Consider the following 16,578-nt stretch of genomic DNA (forward strand, 5'->3'; position numbering starts at 1 on the left):
ATGTCTTCGCCGATGGCGGCTATGCCGGTGAAAAGCTGCGCGCCGCCCTGGTGGGCAACGGCAACTGGACGATAGAGATCATCAAACGCTCCGATGCTGCTGAAGGCTTCGAACTCCTGCCCCGCAGATGGGTGGTGGAGCGCACTTTCGCATGGCTGGGCAGATGCCGCCGGTTGGCAAAGGACTGGGAGGCGTCAATCGAAAGTTCCACCGCATGGATCAACATCGCTAGTATCAGGGTCATGACACGCAGGCTCGCAACCTATTGTCTTGTCTCATGAACTTTTGAATCGGACTCTCACACAGCCTGGTAGTACAAGCAATTGTCATTCTTGAAAAATTGCCTGAGTAAGCCCTCGGTGATCGCCGTCCTTCTTGGAGCGACGCTGTTTATTTCAATGTCCGGAGCTCTGCATGCGCTTCTGGACTGGCAGGTCAGGTCTTCCATTCTCAGACACGCGGAAAACAAGACCGCAGACTGGTCAAGTCAGTTTTTAGGCAAAACTGCGAATGCGCGCAAAATGTTCGTCGAGGGCGCATTTTCCGAAGAGGAAATCAGACGGCTGGAGAGCTCCTTCAGCATGGTCGATATGCTGCATTTCGAATTTTTCAATGAAGACGGCGAGAGCATTTTCGTTTCGAGCACGGACACCCCCGGCCCGTTTGAGAGCAGCCGGAAAAAGGCACTGGAAGTCTACCTTACAGGCGAACCGGTTTTCGAAATTCATCACAATGAAGAGGAAGAGCGTGAGCAGCATGATGGCCCGGACACGGTCGTCGAAGCCTTTTTTCCTGCAACGCTGCCCAATGGCGAGCGGATCGGATCAATCGAAGTTTATATGGACGTAAGCGAGCTTGAAGACGCGCTTGAGGCTTCCTTCCAGGAAATCAGCTGGATCCTGATCATTGCCACCAGCTTGATCCTGGCAATCCCCGCCGCAGCTTTCGTAATCAGGACGCAGCAGCTTCGAAACCGCGACAAGCGTCTGCTGGAACTGACGAAATACGACCAGCTGACGGGTATCCTGAACCGCAATTCCATCTCGGAAACCCTCGATCGGCTTTTTGACGGTCCGGAACCACCACAACGTATCGGCATACTGTTCGTGGACGTGGATTTCTTCAAGCAGGTCAACGACCGGTACGGACATGTGTGCGGTGACCGCCTTCTCAAGCATATCGCCGATATCCTGCGGGAAAGCGTCAGAGGTTCCGAGGACATTGTCGGCCGCTTCGGCGGAGACGAATTCATCTTGCTTTGCCGCGATATCGAAGAGGTCGATTTCCAGCATCTCTACGGCCGCCTCATGGACAGGATAAAGATACCTTTCCGGTATCAGGACCAAAACTATACGCCGAGCCTCAGCGTCGGTGCCTATCTGTCCAATGAGGGAGACACACAAAAAACCGTTCTCCACCGCGCCGACCTCGCCGTTTATGCCGCCAAACGCAGAGGACGCGGTCAGGTGGTTGAATATTCAAGCGATCTGGAAGACCTCTTCAAACAGGTAGAGCCGCGGCAATCGGCCTGAATTCCGCCGGGAACCAGCACGAACAGGTAAAGCGAGTACTTTCCGAAGCGCCCCGGATCCGCCCCATGCTCAGCGGGGTGGGACCGAATAGGTGGCGGTAGCATGCGCCACAAGCTCTTCCTCACCTTCCCCCGCAAGGCTGCATTCAACAACGGCAAGCCGCTTTCCCAGCTTGAGCAGCCGACAGGTGCAAAGCAGATCGCCCGGTCCGGGCTTGCGCAGGAAATTTATGTTCAAGCTGGTGGTAACCGCCAGCGCCACGGGGCCAATATGGGCGAGGATCACAACATAGGCTGCCAGGTCGGCAAGCGCCATCATGGACGGACCTGAAACCGTTCCACCTGGCCGCAGGTGCAGTTCATTGGCGGTAAGACGCAGAACTACCTGTCCCGAAGAGACGCTGTCGATAGAATAGACCCTCCCCCCGGCATGGATTTGCGGAAACTCCCGGTCCAGCATTTCCATGATTTCCTGTGCACTCATGACCGGCTGCATTTTCACGACAACTCCCAAGATTAACGGCTTTTTTTCAGCTCCTTTTACGTAAACGTCAAATCGGGAGAATTGCAACCGGCAACGGTTTTTTCGCGCTTTCGGCCATTTCAGTAAGCTCCTGACAACCTAATGGCAGCCATGCTTGTAAAAAATACGGCTGCATTCGCGTTTCAATCAGGAGAGTCCGATGGCCCAATTCCCGCTTTTTCGTAAATTCCTTGCCGTTTCCGTGGTTCTGGTCTCTGCGGCGTCCGTTGTTCCAACCGCAGCGCAGACCGGCAACTGGAATTATATGGACGACCGTTCGACACCGGAAAAACTGATCGAGAGCTATTATTACGCGATCAACAACAAGTTCTACGTCCAGGCCTACGGTTATTTTCAACCGGACACGGCGCCTGCCGATTTTGAAAAATGGACCAAAGGATACGATGATACCGAAAGCGTATCGGTGAAGTTCGGCAATGCAAATGCCGATCCCGGGGCCGGCCAGATCTACTGGAATGTTCCCGTGGTGCTGTCGGCAAAGCGGACGAAGGGATCAAGCAAGGTCTTTACCGGTTGCTACAAGATCCACATGACCAATCTCGGCATGCAGACGGATCCGCCCTACCAGCCAATGGGCATCGTTTCCGCGAGTTTGAAGGAAACAAGCGAAGCCTACGACAAGGCAACGCCCGGAAGCTGCTGACTTCAGCCGCTGGTGAAGGTCTATTCACCTCAGGTGCAATTAGCCAGCAGCCGTCCTGGCCTCTCAGCCTCTCCGGCGACCGCGGCGGCGGCCTGTTCCACCCTCGCTTTCGGCACGTGCCGCGTCAGCTTCCCTGTTGGGAGGTGACACCAGTGGCCCGATTTCGGAAATGACTTCCGCCAGTTCCGGCCGCTTTCCGGCCCGATGGTTGTCGAGCGCCTGGCGCATGGCCGCCAGATGAACCGGCGAGGTGCCGCAGCAGCCACCGATGATCCGCGCGCCGGCATCCAGTGCCATATGCGCGTATCTGGCCATGAGATCGGGGGTGCCGGTATAGACGACCTCATCGCCGCGGATCTGCGGAATACCGCAATTGGCCTTGGCGACCACAATCGCTTCCGGATAAGCCTCGGTAATGTCCATGATCGCGGCAAGAAGGTCGGACGCGCCGACCCCGCAATTGGAACCGATTGCGACAGGCGTACAGGCGAATTGCGCCTGAAGGTCTCCCAGCCCCTTCGGTGCCAGCCCCATCATCGTCTTGCCGGCGGTATCGAAACTCGCCGTGATCACCAGCGGCAGACCAAAGCCCTCCGCGGCTTCCGCCGCGGCCTTCATCTCCTCGACAGCCGACATGGTCTCGACCCAGAGAATATCAGCCCCGCCTTCCACCAAGGCTTCGATCTGTTCCTTGAACGCGGCGACGCCCTCTTCGTAGCTGAGTGCGCCGAGCGGCTGGAAGAGCTCGCCGGTCGGGCCGATCGAACCGCCGATCAGGACCTCCCGATCCACAGTGTCGGCTGACTCACGGGCCAGCTTTACCGCGGCGATATTCAGTTCCTTCACGCGGCCTTGCGCGTTATGCAGCTTCAACCGGTGCCGGTTGCAGCCGAATGTGTTGGTCAGGATGACATCGGAGCCGGCGTCGACAAAGGACTGATGGAGCGCCCTGATCTTGTCCGGCTCATCCACATTCCAGAGTTCCGGCGCGTCGCCGGAGACAAGCCCCATATCGAACAGGTTGGTTCCAGTCGCGCCGTCAGCAAGGAGAGCGCCATTTCGGGCCAGAAGGTCTTCCAGCTTGGACATCAAGTTTGGTCTTTCACTTTGTCATTGGCCGCCCGCTTGGAGCGTTTGTTATCAGAGCCCACCACAGGTTAAGGGTCTGCGCATCTGCGTGCATCAACTTCTCGGTTTGAGATTTTCCGGGTCGTAAAGAGGTTGGTAGCCAACCGCGACCACTTCCACCGGATAGGTCTCGCAGAAATATTCAACACTGAGCTTGCGGCCGACCTGGCAATAGTCGTGCGGCAGGTAGGCAAGCGCGATGTTCTTTCCGATGGTCGGGCCGAAGGCCACCGAGGTCGTGTAGGAAATCCGCCCGAGACTGTCGACCAGCGTCCTGCCGGTCTGCGGATCGATCACCGGCATGGCGCCGACAGGATAGCGCCTTTTCCCGTTCTCATCCGTGTTTTCGGTCATGACAAGGGTGCAGAGCATCGCGGGCTGATGTTCGCGCGCCCTGAACTCCACATGTTTGGCCTTGCCGCGGAAGTCGGCCTCCTTGACCTTGGGCCGGGCGAGATCCGCTTCGTAGAGATTATACTGGGTCAGCAGATCGGCATTCTGCAGACGCAGGCTTTTTTCCATGCGGCGTGAGTTGGCATAGGTCTCGACACCGACAGCCATGACGCCGGTGGCGCGCAGGGCATCCCAGACGGCCAGACCGTCCTCGTATTTCATGTGCAGTTCCCACCCCTGTTCTCCAACATAGGAGAGGCGCAGCGCGGTTACTGCTTTTCCGGCAATTTCAAGTTGCCTGATCGCAGCGAACGGGAAGTTTTCAGGATCCAGCGCAGCCGGATCAGAGACCACTTTCTTCAGGTTCACGCGCGCGTTCGGGCCCCAGATGCCGATGGTCGTATAGGTTTCGCTGACATCGGTCACGGTGACGTCGAAGCCCTTGTCCTCGGCAACGCGCTTCACATAGTGATAGTCGCGCGGGCCGGCATCGGCGCCATCGACGATACGGCAGCGATCGGCCATGCGAAATACCGTCAGGTCCGCCCGGACATTGCCTGCGTCATCGAGAAAATGCGTGTAGATCCCCTTGCCGATGTTGGCGTCGCTGCCGATCCTGGCGGCGCACAGCCACTCCATCAGCGCCACATGGTCAGGGCCTTCAACGTCGAACATGTAGAAGTGCGACAGGTTGATGATGCCGCAATCCTCGCTCAGTGCTAGATGTTCGGCATTGGAGACGCGCCAGAAATGGCGGTTGTCCCACTCGTTTTCGCGAACCGGGATCCTGTCGCCATATTTTTCGAGCAGGTGCTCGTTGGCGGCGTAGCCATGGGCACGCTCCCAGCCGCCGAGTTCCATGAAATGACCACCAAGCTCCACCTCGCGCTCATAGAAAGGAGAGCGCTTGGCGTTCCGGCCACTTGTATAGGGCTCGCGCGGGTGAATCGCCGGAAAATAGATTTTCTGGGCGGCCTCGTAGCAACGGCCTTCGATGAAGTCCTCGGTGAGCTGATGCGGATAGAAACGCGAATAGTCTATGGACGCGTGATCGATCCCGGTCTGACCATCGGTGATCCAGTCGGCAATCAGCTTGCCGTAACCAGGGCCGTCCTTGACCCAGATGGCAATGCAATACCATAGGCCGCGCACCTTCTGGCTTTCTCCGCAGGACGGACCGCCCCCGGCTGAAACCTGCAAAAGACCGTTGAAGGAATGGCCCTCGTTGTAACCGATCTCGCCAAGGACCGGTGTCAGTTCCATGGCGCGTTCGAGCGGCTCCATGACCTGTTCCATCTCCAGATCGCGTTGCGAGGGCGACAGGCGCGCCTGATCCTTTTCCAGAAGATCGCGCGGGTGGCACATGCGCGGATTGTCCGGCTCGTAAAAGCCCCATTCAATCTGGCCGCCTTCCGCGGTCCGGGGATCGCCGGTGTCGCGCATATAGGCGGAGTTACCCTGATCGCGCAGCAGCGGGAAGCCGATTTCCTTGCCTGTGCCTTCGAATTCATTGTAGGGACCGAAGAATGTGAGCGGGTGATCGACGGGCATCACCGGCAGATCCTCGCCGACCATATTCGCGATCAGCCGGCCCCAGAGACCTGCGCAAACGATGACGTGGTCGGCCATGATCGTGCCGCGATGGGTGACGACCCCCCTGATGCGTCCGCCTTCCACGATCAATGACTGGGCGGGGGTGTTGGCGAAAGCTTTCAGCTTGCCGGTTTTTTCCGCTTCGTCCACCAGCTTTCCCGCCACGGTTTGCGAGCGCGGAATGACCAGACCGGCGTCAGGGTCCCACATGCCGCCCTGAACCATATCTTCCTCGATCAGCGGGAACTTTTCCTTGATCTCGGCGGGGGTAACCAAACGCACATTCGTGCCGAAGGCCTTGCCGGAAGTCACCTTGCGCCTGATTTCCTCCATCCAGGCGTCATCGCCGGTGCGCGCGACTTCCAGGCCGCCGACACGGGCGTAGTGACCCATCCTGTCGAAGAAATCGATGGAATACTGTGTGGTCCACACCGAGAGATAATCGTGACTTGTCGTGTAGCAGAAGTCGGATGCGTGCGCCGTGGAGCCGATGTCAGTGGGAATGCCGGATTTATCGATGCCAACGATATCGTCCCAGCCGCGTTCGATGAGGTGATGGGCCACCGAAGCTCCGACAATGCCGCCGAGACCGACAATGACGACTTTTGCCTTGCCAGGAAATGCTGACATTTTTCATTCCTTTTCAATGGATTGGCTACGATGCGCCGCACCCGCGCGCCTACCGCCATCCTAAATCCGCGACGGAAAATGCCGATCCGCATGCCGTTTCCAGTCGACCGGCTCCAGACGTCCCTTTTCCGACCGGCAGTATCGCGGCAGATTCTCCGGTAAAATAGCTTAATTGCGTCATGGCGGCAGTGTCACCACGACACGCTGAACCGAAATACCGCCACCTTGAAATACAGGCTGCTTGCCTGAAGCGGCCTCATCCGGCCGCGCGCACGGTCTGTTTGAAGCCCGAAAACGGGCCGAACCTTCCAGACAGAACTCCTCGGCAGTGGCGCCTGTAAAAGAACAATGAAATTACTCCGGGACCCCGATGCCGGAATTAGAGTAGGTTAAGACGCATCTGGACCCTGACCGCCGCATGAGCTGGTAAAGACTGCGATAGACGAAATTCCATCTTGGGAGCCTTAGAATGTCAGACGCCGCCACATCCGGCCGCCGAGGAAGAAATGCACGCCGCGAACGGCGGCAAGCCGGCCCGGGCGGCCATTCCGTTCCCTATATTTCCAGAAACATTCCGGTCTATGACGTGCTCAGCGACGAAGGCGCCGAGCTGATAGAAGCCAATACCGATCGCATTCTTGCGGAAATCGGCCTGGAATTCCGCGAGGACCCGGATGTTCTGAACCTCTGGAAGATCGCCGGTGCGGAAGTCGACGGCGAACGTGTGCGATTTCCCAAAGGGATGCTGCGCGAGATTCTCAAGACGGCTCCGGCCCAGTTTACCCAGCATGCCCGCAACCCGGCCCGCAATGTCGAGATCGGCGGCAACAATCTGGTCTTCGCGCCGGTTTATGGTCCGCCATTCGTTACTGACCTCGACCAGGGACGCCGCTATGGCACGATCGAGGATTTCCGTAATTTCGTGAAACTTGCCTATATGTCCCCCTGGCTCCATCATTCCGGCGGGACGGTCTGCGAGCCGGTGGACCTTCCGGTGAACAAGCGCCATTTCGATATGGTCTATTCCCATATCAAATATTCGGACAAGCCGTTCATGGGGTCGGTCACCGCGCCGGAACGGGCGGAAGACTCCGTCAGGATGGCGCAGATCACTTTCGGCGAGGACTTTGTCGATCAGCACTGCGTCATGATACAGCTGATCAACGCCAATTCACCGCTGGTATTCGATGCGACCATGCTCGGAGCCCTCAAGGTCTATGCGCGTCACAACCAGGCTTGCATCGTCTCGCCGTTCATTCTGGCCGGCGCCATGAGCCCCGTGACAGTGTCCGGCACGCTGTCTCAGGTGCTTGCCGAAGCTATGGCAGGCTGCGCTCTGACACAGCTTGTCCGTCCGGGAGCTCCGGTGGTGTTCGGCGCCTTCGTCAGCTCCATTTCCATGCAGTCGGGTGCACCGACCTTCGGCAGCCCCGAAGGGTCGCTTCTCCTCAACGGCGCCGCCAAGCTCGCCAGGCGGCTCAACCTGCCGTTCCGGTCCGGCGGTTCCTTCACCGCGTCAAAACTTCCAGATGCCCAGTCGGCACAGGAATCCTCACAGACTATCCTGGCAACCGTCCAGTCGGGCGTGAATTTCGCGCTGCATTCGGCCGGCTGGCTGGAGGGCGGACTGTGTTCGTCCTACGAAAAATTCGTTCTGGACGCCGACCAGTTGGGCATGATGCATGTCCTGGCGAAGGGAATAGACCTTTCGGAAGAAAGTCTTGCAATGGACGCTCTTCAGGAGGTCGGACCGGGAGGACACTTCCTGGGCGCCGCGCATACCCAGCGGAACTTCGAAAACGCTTTCTACCGGTCAGCCATTGCGGACAACAATTCCTACGAACAATGGATTGCAGATGGCGAGCTTGACGCCTCCCTGCGTGCGAATGCCCGCTGGAAAGAGCAGCTTGCTGCCTACACCGGTCCGGAACTCGATCCCGGCACGGATGAGGCGCTGCAGGCTTTCATGACGGAGCGCAAGGCCTCGTTCCCGGACAGCAACGTCTAGGTCGCGGATCCATCGACATACCCGGATCCAGGTGCGTCTCAAAACTATGGTGTTCACCAGTCCAAAGGCATCCCGTTCAACTGGATACGAGATGCCTCAAGTTCCAAAGCGTCTTGCGTGATTGCACGCCCAACGTGCTGTGCCGGCTGCATGTTTCCCGAGCATTGTCCTCAATTTTCCCGCAATTGTCGTGTGAATTAGGCATTACTTACAAATCGTATGCTCTTTTTGCGCTAAATGCCTTCCACAATTTTGCCTCTTGGGCTAATGGTTTCCCCAAAGAGAAGGCAACGGTCGGTGGAATCAGACTGGGGCATGGGATAAGCTTGCGCATGGCACTATGCAGAATAGGCCAGCTGCATTCTGATCTGACGTTGAGGGAGCCCTGAGAAATGACTATTCTATAGATATAATATTGTTTAAAACTCAATAACTTGACCTACCCTAACCAATAAAAACAGGTTGTTCTGTGGCGTCGCTTACCTCAAACATAGACATTTTAGGTTTTTCCAGTCGGCTTCCCGGAGCCAAAGACTCTGACGAATTCTGGTCGCTTCTGAAAAACGGGGAATGCGCCGTCACATCGGTTTCACCTGACCGCTGGCCACTGGCGCGATTCGGTCATCCGCTTCAGTCCACCTCCGGCAAGACCTACACCTGGGCAGCCGGGCAAATGGATGATGTCTGGGGTTTCGATCCTTCCTTTTTCGGAATCTCGCCACGCGAAGCCGTGCAGATGGACCCGCAGCAGCGCCTGTTGCTTCAACTCGTCTGGGAAGCTCTGGAGCATGCCAATATACGGCCGAGCGATCTCGCGGGCACGTCAACCGGGGTCTATGTCGGCGCGTCTTCGCTGGATTACCATCACCGCTTTCTGGTCGATCCGGCCATGGCGGACATGCAGTTCATGACGGGCAATACCCTGTCGATAGTCTCCAACAGAATTTCCTATATTTATGATCTGAGAGGTCCGAGCTTCACGGTCGATACCGCCTGCTCTTCCTCGATCGTCGCACTTCATGAAGCCGTATCGGCAATAGAGAGCGGCCAGATTGACACGGCCATCGTGTGCGGCGTCAGCCTGCTGCTCAGCCCGTTTGCCTTTGTCGGTTTTTCGCGCGCGACCATGTTGTCTCCAAGCGGGCTTTGCCAGGCGTTCGATGCCAATGGCGACGGCTACGTGCGGTCGGAGGGCGGCGCTGTTGTCATTCTGCGCGCCGCACGTGCCGGATTGCCTGAAAGTTCCAAAAGCCACGGCAAATTGCTGGCCACAGGCATCAACGCCGACGGGCGCACCGTCGGTCTCTCCCTGCCCTCCCCCTACGCGCAGGCCGATTTGCTGCGCGAGATCTACGAAGGGCTCGGTATCGACCCCTCCAAACTGGCGTTCGTCGAGGCGCATGGCACCGGAACACGTGTCGGCGATCCCGCTGAAGCCGATGCTCTTGGCAAGGTAATCGGACAGAAGCGAAGCGACGTCCTGCCGATCGGGTCGGTCAAAACCAATGTTGGTCACCTGGAACCCGTGTCCGGACTTGTCGGCTTCCTGAAATCCGTGATGGCCCTCAAGGAGGATTTGTTTCCGAAATCACTCCATTTCGAGACGCCCAACCCGGACATTCCGTTCGAAGAACTCAATCTCAAGGTCGCCGGCGAGGCAATTGACCTTCAGCCTTCGAAGGAACGCCGGTTTGCCGGTGTCAACTCCTTCGGCTTCGGCGGTACCAACGCACATGCCGTGATTGGCGATCCGGACCCGGTTGCGGTGAGCGAAACAAGCGCTCCCGTAGACGCGCCGCTCGTTCTCAGCGCCCGCTCCAGGGAAGCTCTGCAGGACCTTGCCGGACGCTATCTGAAGCGGTTCGACGAGGCAGGCGAAGACGCCGCGGGTAATCTGATCGCATCGAGCGCCCACAGCCGCGATCTGCTTTCCGAACGTATGGTCGTTCTGGGCAAGTCCAGGCAGGAAAAGCTCGACGCACTGCGCTCGTTTTCCGAGAACGGCGAAGAATTGCCCGACCTTGTTTCGGGAAGCATCATCAAGGCGAATGCCAAAGTCGGTTTCGTCTTTTCCGGAAACGGCTCGCAATGGGCCGGAATGGGCCAGGAAGCCTATCAGGCGGATGTGGCCTTCCGGGATGCATTCGACAAGGTCGACAGGATCTTCATGGGACTGAGCGGCTGGTCGCTGGTGACCACCCTGTTCGCCGAGGACCTTGAAAGCGATCTGGAACGCTCGGAAATCGCCCAGCCACTGCTGTTCGCGATTCAGATCGGCATTGTGGAATCGCTCCGCGAACGCGGCATCACCCCTTCGGGCACAACCGGGCATTCCGTTGGCGAAGTCGCAGCCGCATGGTGCTCCGGCGCACTTGATCTTGAACAGGCCGTGCGTGTCATCCGGGCCCGGTCCAGTGAGCAGGAAGTCGTCCGGGACCTCGGGTCCATGGGCGCCCTGTTGCTGTCTGCGGATCAGGCGGTCGCCGCCATCAAGGAAAGCGGTCTGCCGCGCCTTGAGCTTGCGGCCGACAACAGCCCGCGCAGTGTGACAATTTCCGGTGACAGTGACAGCCTGGACGCCTTTTCCAAATTCGCCCGCAAGAAAAAATGGGCGATGCGCCGCCTTAACCTCGCCTATCCATTCCACAGCGCGCTCGTGGACCCGATCAAGGAGCCGCTTTTGGCGGCTCTGGATGGGCTTGCTCCAGGCGAAGCCAAGCTGCCATTCTATTCGACCGTGACGCCGGACGAAAAAAGCGTCAGCGTTTCCAATGACTACTGGTGGAAGAACGTGCGCCAGCCGGTGCTCTTCGCTGCCGCCATTGAGAACATGACCGCCGACGATTTCAGCGTTCTGGTGGAAATCGGTCCGAAACCGGTGCTGGGGACCTATGTCAACGACGTTCTGAGGGCCAAGGGAAAGAAAGCCAAGTTTCTTGAAACGCTCAAGGAACCTTCCAAAAAATCGGCAGCGCCCGCAGGCAACCCGCTCGACCGGATCGCCGCCTCGATCCTTGCCCATGGCGGCAAAACGGATCTGGAGAAATACGTCGGACCGAAGCCTGCCCAGCGGAGCGGTCTGCCCTCTTATCCCTGGCAGAATACGGAATATCGCCCGGAAAGCAGCCCGGAACAGGTCGACTTCATGTTCGGCCAGACCTGGCCGCTGCTGGGGTATCGGCTGCGCAAGGACACCGCCGAGTGGTTCAATCACATCGACAGCGGTTCCCTGCCGTTCCTGAATGATCACAAGGTCGAAGAAAGCGTGGTCTTTCCGGCGGCCGGTTACATCGAAATGTGCCTCCGGGCGGCCTTGCGCTGGACCCGTGGCGATCAGATCGAACTGCGCGATTTCGACATCGTACGCCCGCTGGTGATTGACGGCGACGAAGTCTGGGAAACGCAGGTCCGGATTTCTTCCGACGACAATGTGATCGAAATTCTGTCCCGTCCACGGCTGTCGGATAACGACTGGTCGTTGAATGCCCGTGGAACCTTCCTCACTCCCTCGACCACTTCCAGAAAACCCTGGATCAAGGCCGGCACAGAGACGGTTTCCGTTCTGGATCATGAAACGCTTTACAAGGTCACGGAAAGTTTCGGCCTGAACTACGGCCAGGCCTTCCGGCGCGCCCATCGCGTTGTCAAACACTCCGACACGACCGCCACGGTGGACCTTATGGGCCAGGACGGCAGCGTTGAAAAGCTGCCCTTCGCGCTGTGCCCGACGTTGGTCGACGCTGGTTTTCACGGGCTCTTTGCCCTTCTCGACGGCGTCAAGGGTGTTCCACAAAACACTTCGTTTCTGCCCATCCGACTGGGAACGTTGCGCCTTCTGGCGCCAGAAACGCACCCGGCCTCGGTCAGCATCGAAGTCACGAAGGCCTCGCCGCGTTCGATCGAGGCAAGTTTCGAATTCCTGGACGCGGACGGACAGACTGTCGCGCGCCTGAACAAGGCTCGCTTCAAGGCGGTCACGCTCGGCCAGGACACACGGCCTGATGACCTGATTTACCGGCAGATTGCGACTGTTCTTCCCTATCCGGAACGGATTTCTCCCCTGGAGAAGTCCTTTGAAGGCATCGTGAATCTCGCGAAAAGACTGGATCTGGCCGGTTCCGAAGAGCAGGAGCCGGATGACAGCCGGGTTCTGATCGAAGCTCTCGGCAGGGCAATTTGTCACCACACGCTGTTCGGCAAATACGGTGACAGTCCTATCCGTCTCTCCGAACTGGTTTCTGCGGGCGAATTGCACGAAACAGCGGCGCCGCTTTCCGCCAGCATGCTGGCCTGGCTTTCGGAAAGCGGTCTTTGCGAAGAAACGGACGAGGGATTCAGGCTTGAGGATCCTGCGGAACATCCCGCGGCGCACGATCTTCTCCAGGCTCTCACGGATGGCGGCGGCGAACATATCGCGGAGGCCGCTCTTCTGTCCCGTCTTTGGACGGGTCTTACGGACATATTGACGTCAGGACTGGAAGAAACACCCGCCAAGGTCTACGCCTCCAGCCTTTTTGACGCCTACCGGTCCTCCTCTCCCGGCAAACGGGCATTGTCCGCGGCTCTGCAAAACAGTGCCCGGTCGATTCTCGAGACCTGGTCCAAGGATCAGGCTTTCCGCGTGCTTATTGTGGGTGCCAGTGGCAGCCTTGCCGCGAACCTCGACAAGGACCTCGATCTGACCCACATGGCCCTGACGGTTACGGATGCGACATCCGCTGCTGTCGGCCGCGGGGAGCGTCTCTGGCAGGGAAGCTCCGCCACAACCTTCCTTGAGCCGGCGGAAGCGGAATTCGATGTTTCGAACTATTTCGACCTCGTGCTCTTCGATACCTCGCTCGCCGATATCGATGCCGATACGCTGAAGCGCTTCGTCAGGTCCATCACCCCAGGTGGCGTGGTGCTAGCGGCCGAACCGCTGCCACACCCTCTTTCGGACCTGATCATGGGTGTCGGGTCGAACTGGTGGGATGAGCAATCAAGCGCCGATGAACCGATCTCCAGTCAACAGAGCGACTGGACGAAAGTCCTTGAATCCGCCGGCCTCCGAAACATCGACACCATTCCGCTAAAAAGCACGTTGATCGAAGCCGATCTGATCTGTGCACGCGTTTCCGCAGAAGCGGATGCGGCCGAAGCGGCTGAAAGTGAAGACGCTGCTGAAACGGCTCCGGAAACAAAGGCTTTCTTGCTTCTGACCGATGCGGAAGGCCCGGCACATCGTCTGGCGGAGGGCCTGAAGTCCTGCATGGAACGGCATGGCCACGCGGCAACACTTCTTGTTCCGGGTGAAGTGACCGAGCAGCTTGGCGAAGGCATCTGGAGCGCCGCGCTGGAGTTGCATCCGGATCAGGCCCCCGATGAGGAGCTCCGGGATGAGGCTCTTTCGAAACTTCTGGCAGCTCATGGTGGCCGGTTGGTACACCTGCGCGGCGCCTACGCCAAACCGGGTGACGCGCTGAATTCCGTAGACGACCGCGCCTACAGCATGATGATGCTGTTGAAAGCGCTCGGGGCTGAAGAGGGTGAATTCACTCTCCTTGCACCAGCCGGTGCTCAGGACATCGCCGGCGGCAAGGCGCCCGCCCCCGATCAGGCAGGCATCTGGGCTTTTGGGCGGGTCGTGATGAACGAATACCCGGATGCGAATCTCAAGCTGATCGACGTCTCTCCCGATCTTGAACCTGGCATTGCCGCTGCACGTGTCGCGGAGGAAATCCTTATCGCGAATTGCGAACGGGAAATCGTTCTCGACAGCGAAACGCGATCCGGCCTGCGCCTCCTCAAGGGCGGAGTGCTGTCGGATTCAGCCCTCCCGGAAGGCGCGCGCCCTGCCATGCAGCTCGACATTACCCGCCAGGGGTCGCTTGACCAACTGACCTGGAAAGCGGTTGAACGTCAGGAGCTTGCCGGCAAGGATATCGAAATCGCGGTTGAAGCCAGCGGTCTCAACTTCCGCGATGTCATGTGGGCCCTCGGCCTGTTGCCGGAAGAGGCCCTGGAAGATGGTTTCGCCGGCCCTACCCTTGGCATGGAATGCTGCGGTCACGTGGTCGCCTGCGGTCCCGATGTCACCCGGTTCAAAACCGGCGACAAGGTCATCACCTTCGCACCCGCCTGTTTCGCGTCTCATGTCACGGTCGACGAAAGCGGATGCGCGCCGATGCCCTCGACGGTGTCGGCAGAGGAAGCGGCAACCATTCCGGTGACGTTCCTGACCGCCTTTTATGCGCTGGTTCATCTGGCCGATCTGGCCGAAGGTGAAACCGTGCTGATCCATGGCGGCGCAGGCGGCGTTGGACTGGCGGCCCTCCAGATCGCAAAATGGCGTGGCGCGAAGATCATCGCGACGGCCGGATCCGAAGACAAGCGCAACACGCTGAAACTCCTCGGGGCCGATGTCGTTCTGGACTCCCGCAGCCTCGCGTTCGTCGATGCCGTTCTTGAAGAAACCCGCGGCGATGGCGTCGATGTGGTTCTGAACTCGCTGTTCGGCGAAGCAATGGAGCGCAGCATCGAGGTGCTGAAACCGTTCGGGCGTTTCCTGGAGCTTGGCAAACGGGATTACTACGGCAACACCCGCATCGGTCTGCGTCCTTTCCGCCAGAACCTCACCTATTTCGGAATCGACGCCGATCAGTTGCTGACCCGTCAGCCGAAACTGGCCGTCGACCTTTTCGTCAAGCTTGTCGAACTGTTCGAGGACGGCACGCTGCGGCCTCTGCCGCATCGGGTATTCGAGGCTGACGACGTTGTGGATGCTTTCCGCCTGATGCAGCAAGCCGGTCATATCGGCAAGATAGTCATTCGTCCGCCCCAGGTGCCTGCGTCGGTGCCTGCGGCAACCGACATCGCGTTCGACAGCGATGCTGTCTATGTGATCGCAGGTGGCTTCGGCGGGTTCGGTGCCGCTCTTTTGAACCGGCTTGCCGACCACGGCGCACGGAACCTTGCCGTGCTGAGCCGCAGAGGCGATGCAAGCGAAGAGGCGCAATCCGTGCTCGGTCAGTTGACGGAGCGCGGCGTGCACATCAAGGGTCATGCCTGCGATATTACGGATGAGAATGCGGTGAAGGCTGCGCTTTCGGACATTCGCGCGCTCGGCAAGCCGATAAAGGGCGTGTTCCACACTGCCATGGTGTTGAACGATGTCCTGATCGCCAACATGGATCACGACGGACTGACTCGGGTGCTCGCGCCCAAGGTCCGCGGCGCGGAACTGCTCGACCGTCTGACAGCGGACGATCCCCTGGATCATTTCGTTCTCTATTCCTCGGCCACCACCCTTGTGGGCAATCCCGGCCAGGCCAACTATGTGGCTGCAAACGGTTACCTGGAGGGGCTGGCCCGCAGGCGCCGTGCCGACGGCAAACCCGCGCTTGCTGTCGCCTGGGGCGCCATCTCCGATGCCGGCTATCTGGCCCGCAACGAAGACGTGAACGAAATGCTGTCCCGCAAGCTTGGCCGGCATGCACTGACGGCCAAGGAAGCCCTGGACGGTCTTATGGCCCTGCTGGCGTTGCCGGAACAATCGAAGGATGTGAGCCTTGCTGCGCTCGGCTATGCCAGGATCGACTGGCAGGCAGCGCGCAAGGATCTTGCTCTTGTAGGAACACCGTTTGTCTCTCTGCTTGGCCTTGGCGACGAAGATGAGACCGGTTCGGATGGCGCGATCGATCTTGCGGCCATGCTTCAGGGCATGGATCAGGTCACTGCGGCACAGACAGTAGCGAAACTTCTGGCGGCGGAGATCGGCAAGATCCTTCGTATCGCGCCAGAGGAGATCGATTCGCATAAGCCGCTCTCTGATATAGGCATGGATTCGCTCATGGCTCTGGAACTGCGCATGAGCGCGGAACGCCAACTCGGTATCGACATTCCGCTCATGTCGCTGGCCAATGGGGCAACACTGATTGACTTGTCCACCCGGGTGGCCAATCGTGTTCTTGGAGAAGAAAACGCATCCGGCATGTCGGACGAGAGCCAACAACTCGCCAGCTTGCATGTGGATGACGAGCGCTCCGAGACGGAAGATCTTTCGGATGTTGCTGCCGAAGTCGAGAGCAAGAGCCGTGAACTCGGTTCGTTCCTCTGATCGGAAGCAACAG

The 16,578-nt window shown here is 58.8% G+C and carries 8 protein-coding genes; 5 read left to right on the plus strand and 3 right to left on the minus strand.

Going from position 1 to position 16,578, the window contains the following annotated elements; genetic code table 11:
* Nucleotides 1-281: transposase (locus tag OA90_RS09555; RefSeq protein WP_156510446.1), on the plus strand; the 281-nt coding region annotated here is incomplete at its 5' end.
* Between the two features lie 78 nt (nucleotides 282-359).
* The gene (locus tag OA90_RS09560) at nucleotides 360-1,532 is read left to right on the plus strand and encodes a GGDEF domain-containing protein (protein ID WP_068409912.1); all 1,173 of its coding nucleotides are present in this window, start codon (nucleotides 360-362) and stop codon (nucleotides 1,530-1,532) included.
* Between the two features lie 69 nt (nucleotides 1,533-1,601).
* Here the strand turns inward: OA90_RS09560 and OA90_RS09565 are convergent, their stop codons facing one another.
* On the minus strand, nucleotides 1,602-2,027 hold the full coding sequence (locus OA90_RS09565) for a PaaI family thioesterase (RefSeq protein ID WP_068409915.1): 426 nt from the start codon (nucleotides 2,025-2,027) through the stop codon (nucleotides 1,602-1,604).
* Nucleotides 2,028-2,214: 187 nt separating this feature from the next.
* Between OA90_RS09565 and OA90_RS09570 the strand changes: the two genes are divergently transcribed.
* The gene (locus OA90_RS09570) at nucleotides 2,215-2,718 is read left to right on the plus strand and encodes a hypothetical protein (protein WP_208986060.1); all 504 of its coding nucleotides are present in this window, start codon (nucleotides 2,215-2,217) and stop codon (nucleotides 2,716-2,718) included.
* 63 nt (nucleotides 2,719-2,781) lie between these two features.
* Here the strand turns inward: OA90_RS09570 and bmt are convergent, their stop codons facing one another.
* Entirely contained in the window at nucleotides 2,782-3,807 is a 1,026-nt protein-coding gene (gene bmt, locus OA90_RS09575; protein WP_068409917.1) for a betaine--homocysteine S-methyltransferase, read from the minus strand.
* Nucleotides 3,808-3,900: 93 nt separating this feature from the next.
* Nucleotides 3,901-6,462, minus strand: a complete 2,562-nt coding sequence (locus OA90_RS09580; protein ID WP_068409920.1) for an FAD-dependent oxidoreductase — start codon at nucleotides 6,460-6,462, stop codon at nucleotides 3,901-3,903.
* A 469-nt stretch (nucleotides 6,463-6,931) separates the two neighbouring features.
* On the opposite strand from OA90_RS09580, the gene OA90_RS09585 reads away from it, so the two are divergent.
* Complete coding sequence (locus tag OA90_RS09585) at nucleotides 6,932-8,470, plus strand: trimethylamine methyltransferase family protein (RefSeq protein WP_068409921.1); 1,539 nt, start codon at nucleotides 6,932-6,934, stop codon at nucleotides 8,468-8,470.
* Nucleotides 8,471-8,939: 469 nt separating this feature from the next.
* Complete coding sequence (locus tag OA90_RS09590; protein WP_068409923.1) at nucleotides 8,940-16,565, plus strand: type I polyketide synthase; 7,626 nt, start codon at nucleotides 8,940-8,942, stop codon at nucleotides 16,563-16,565.
* Nucleotides 16,566-16,578: the final 13 nt, after the last annotated feature.

This window comes from Labrenzia sp. OB1 (assembly GCF_001624695.1).
Classification (GTDB): Bacteria; Pseudomonadota; Alphaproteobacteria; order Rhizobiales; family Stappiaceae; genus Roseibium.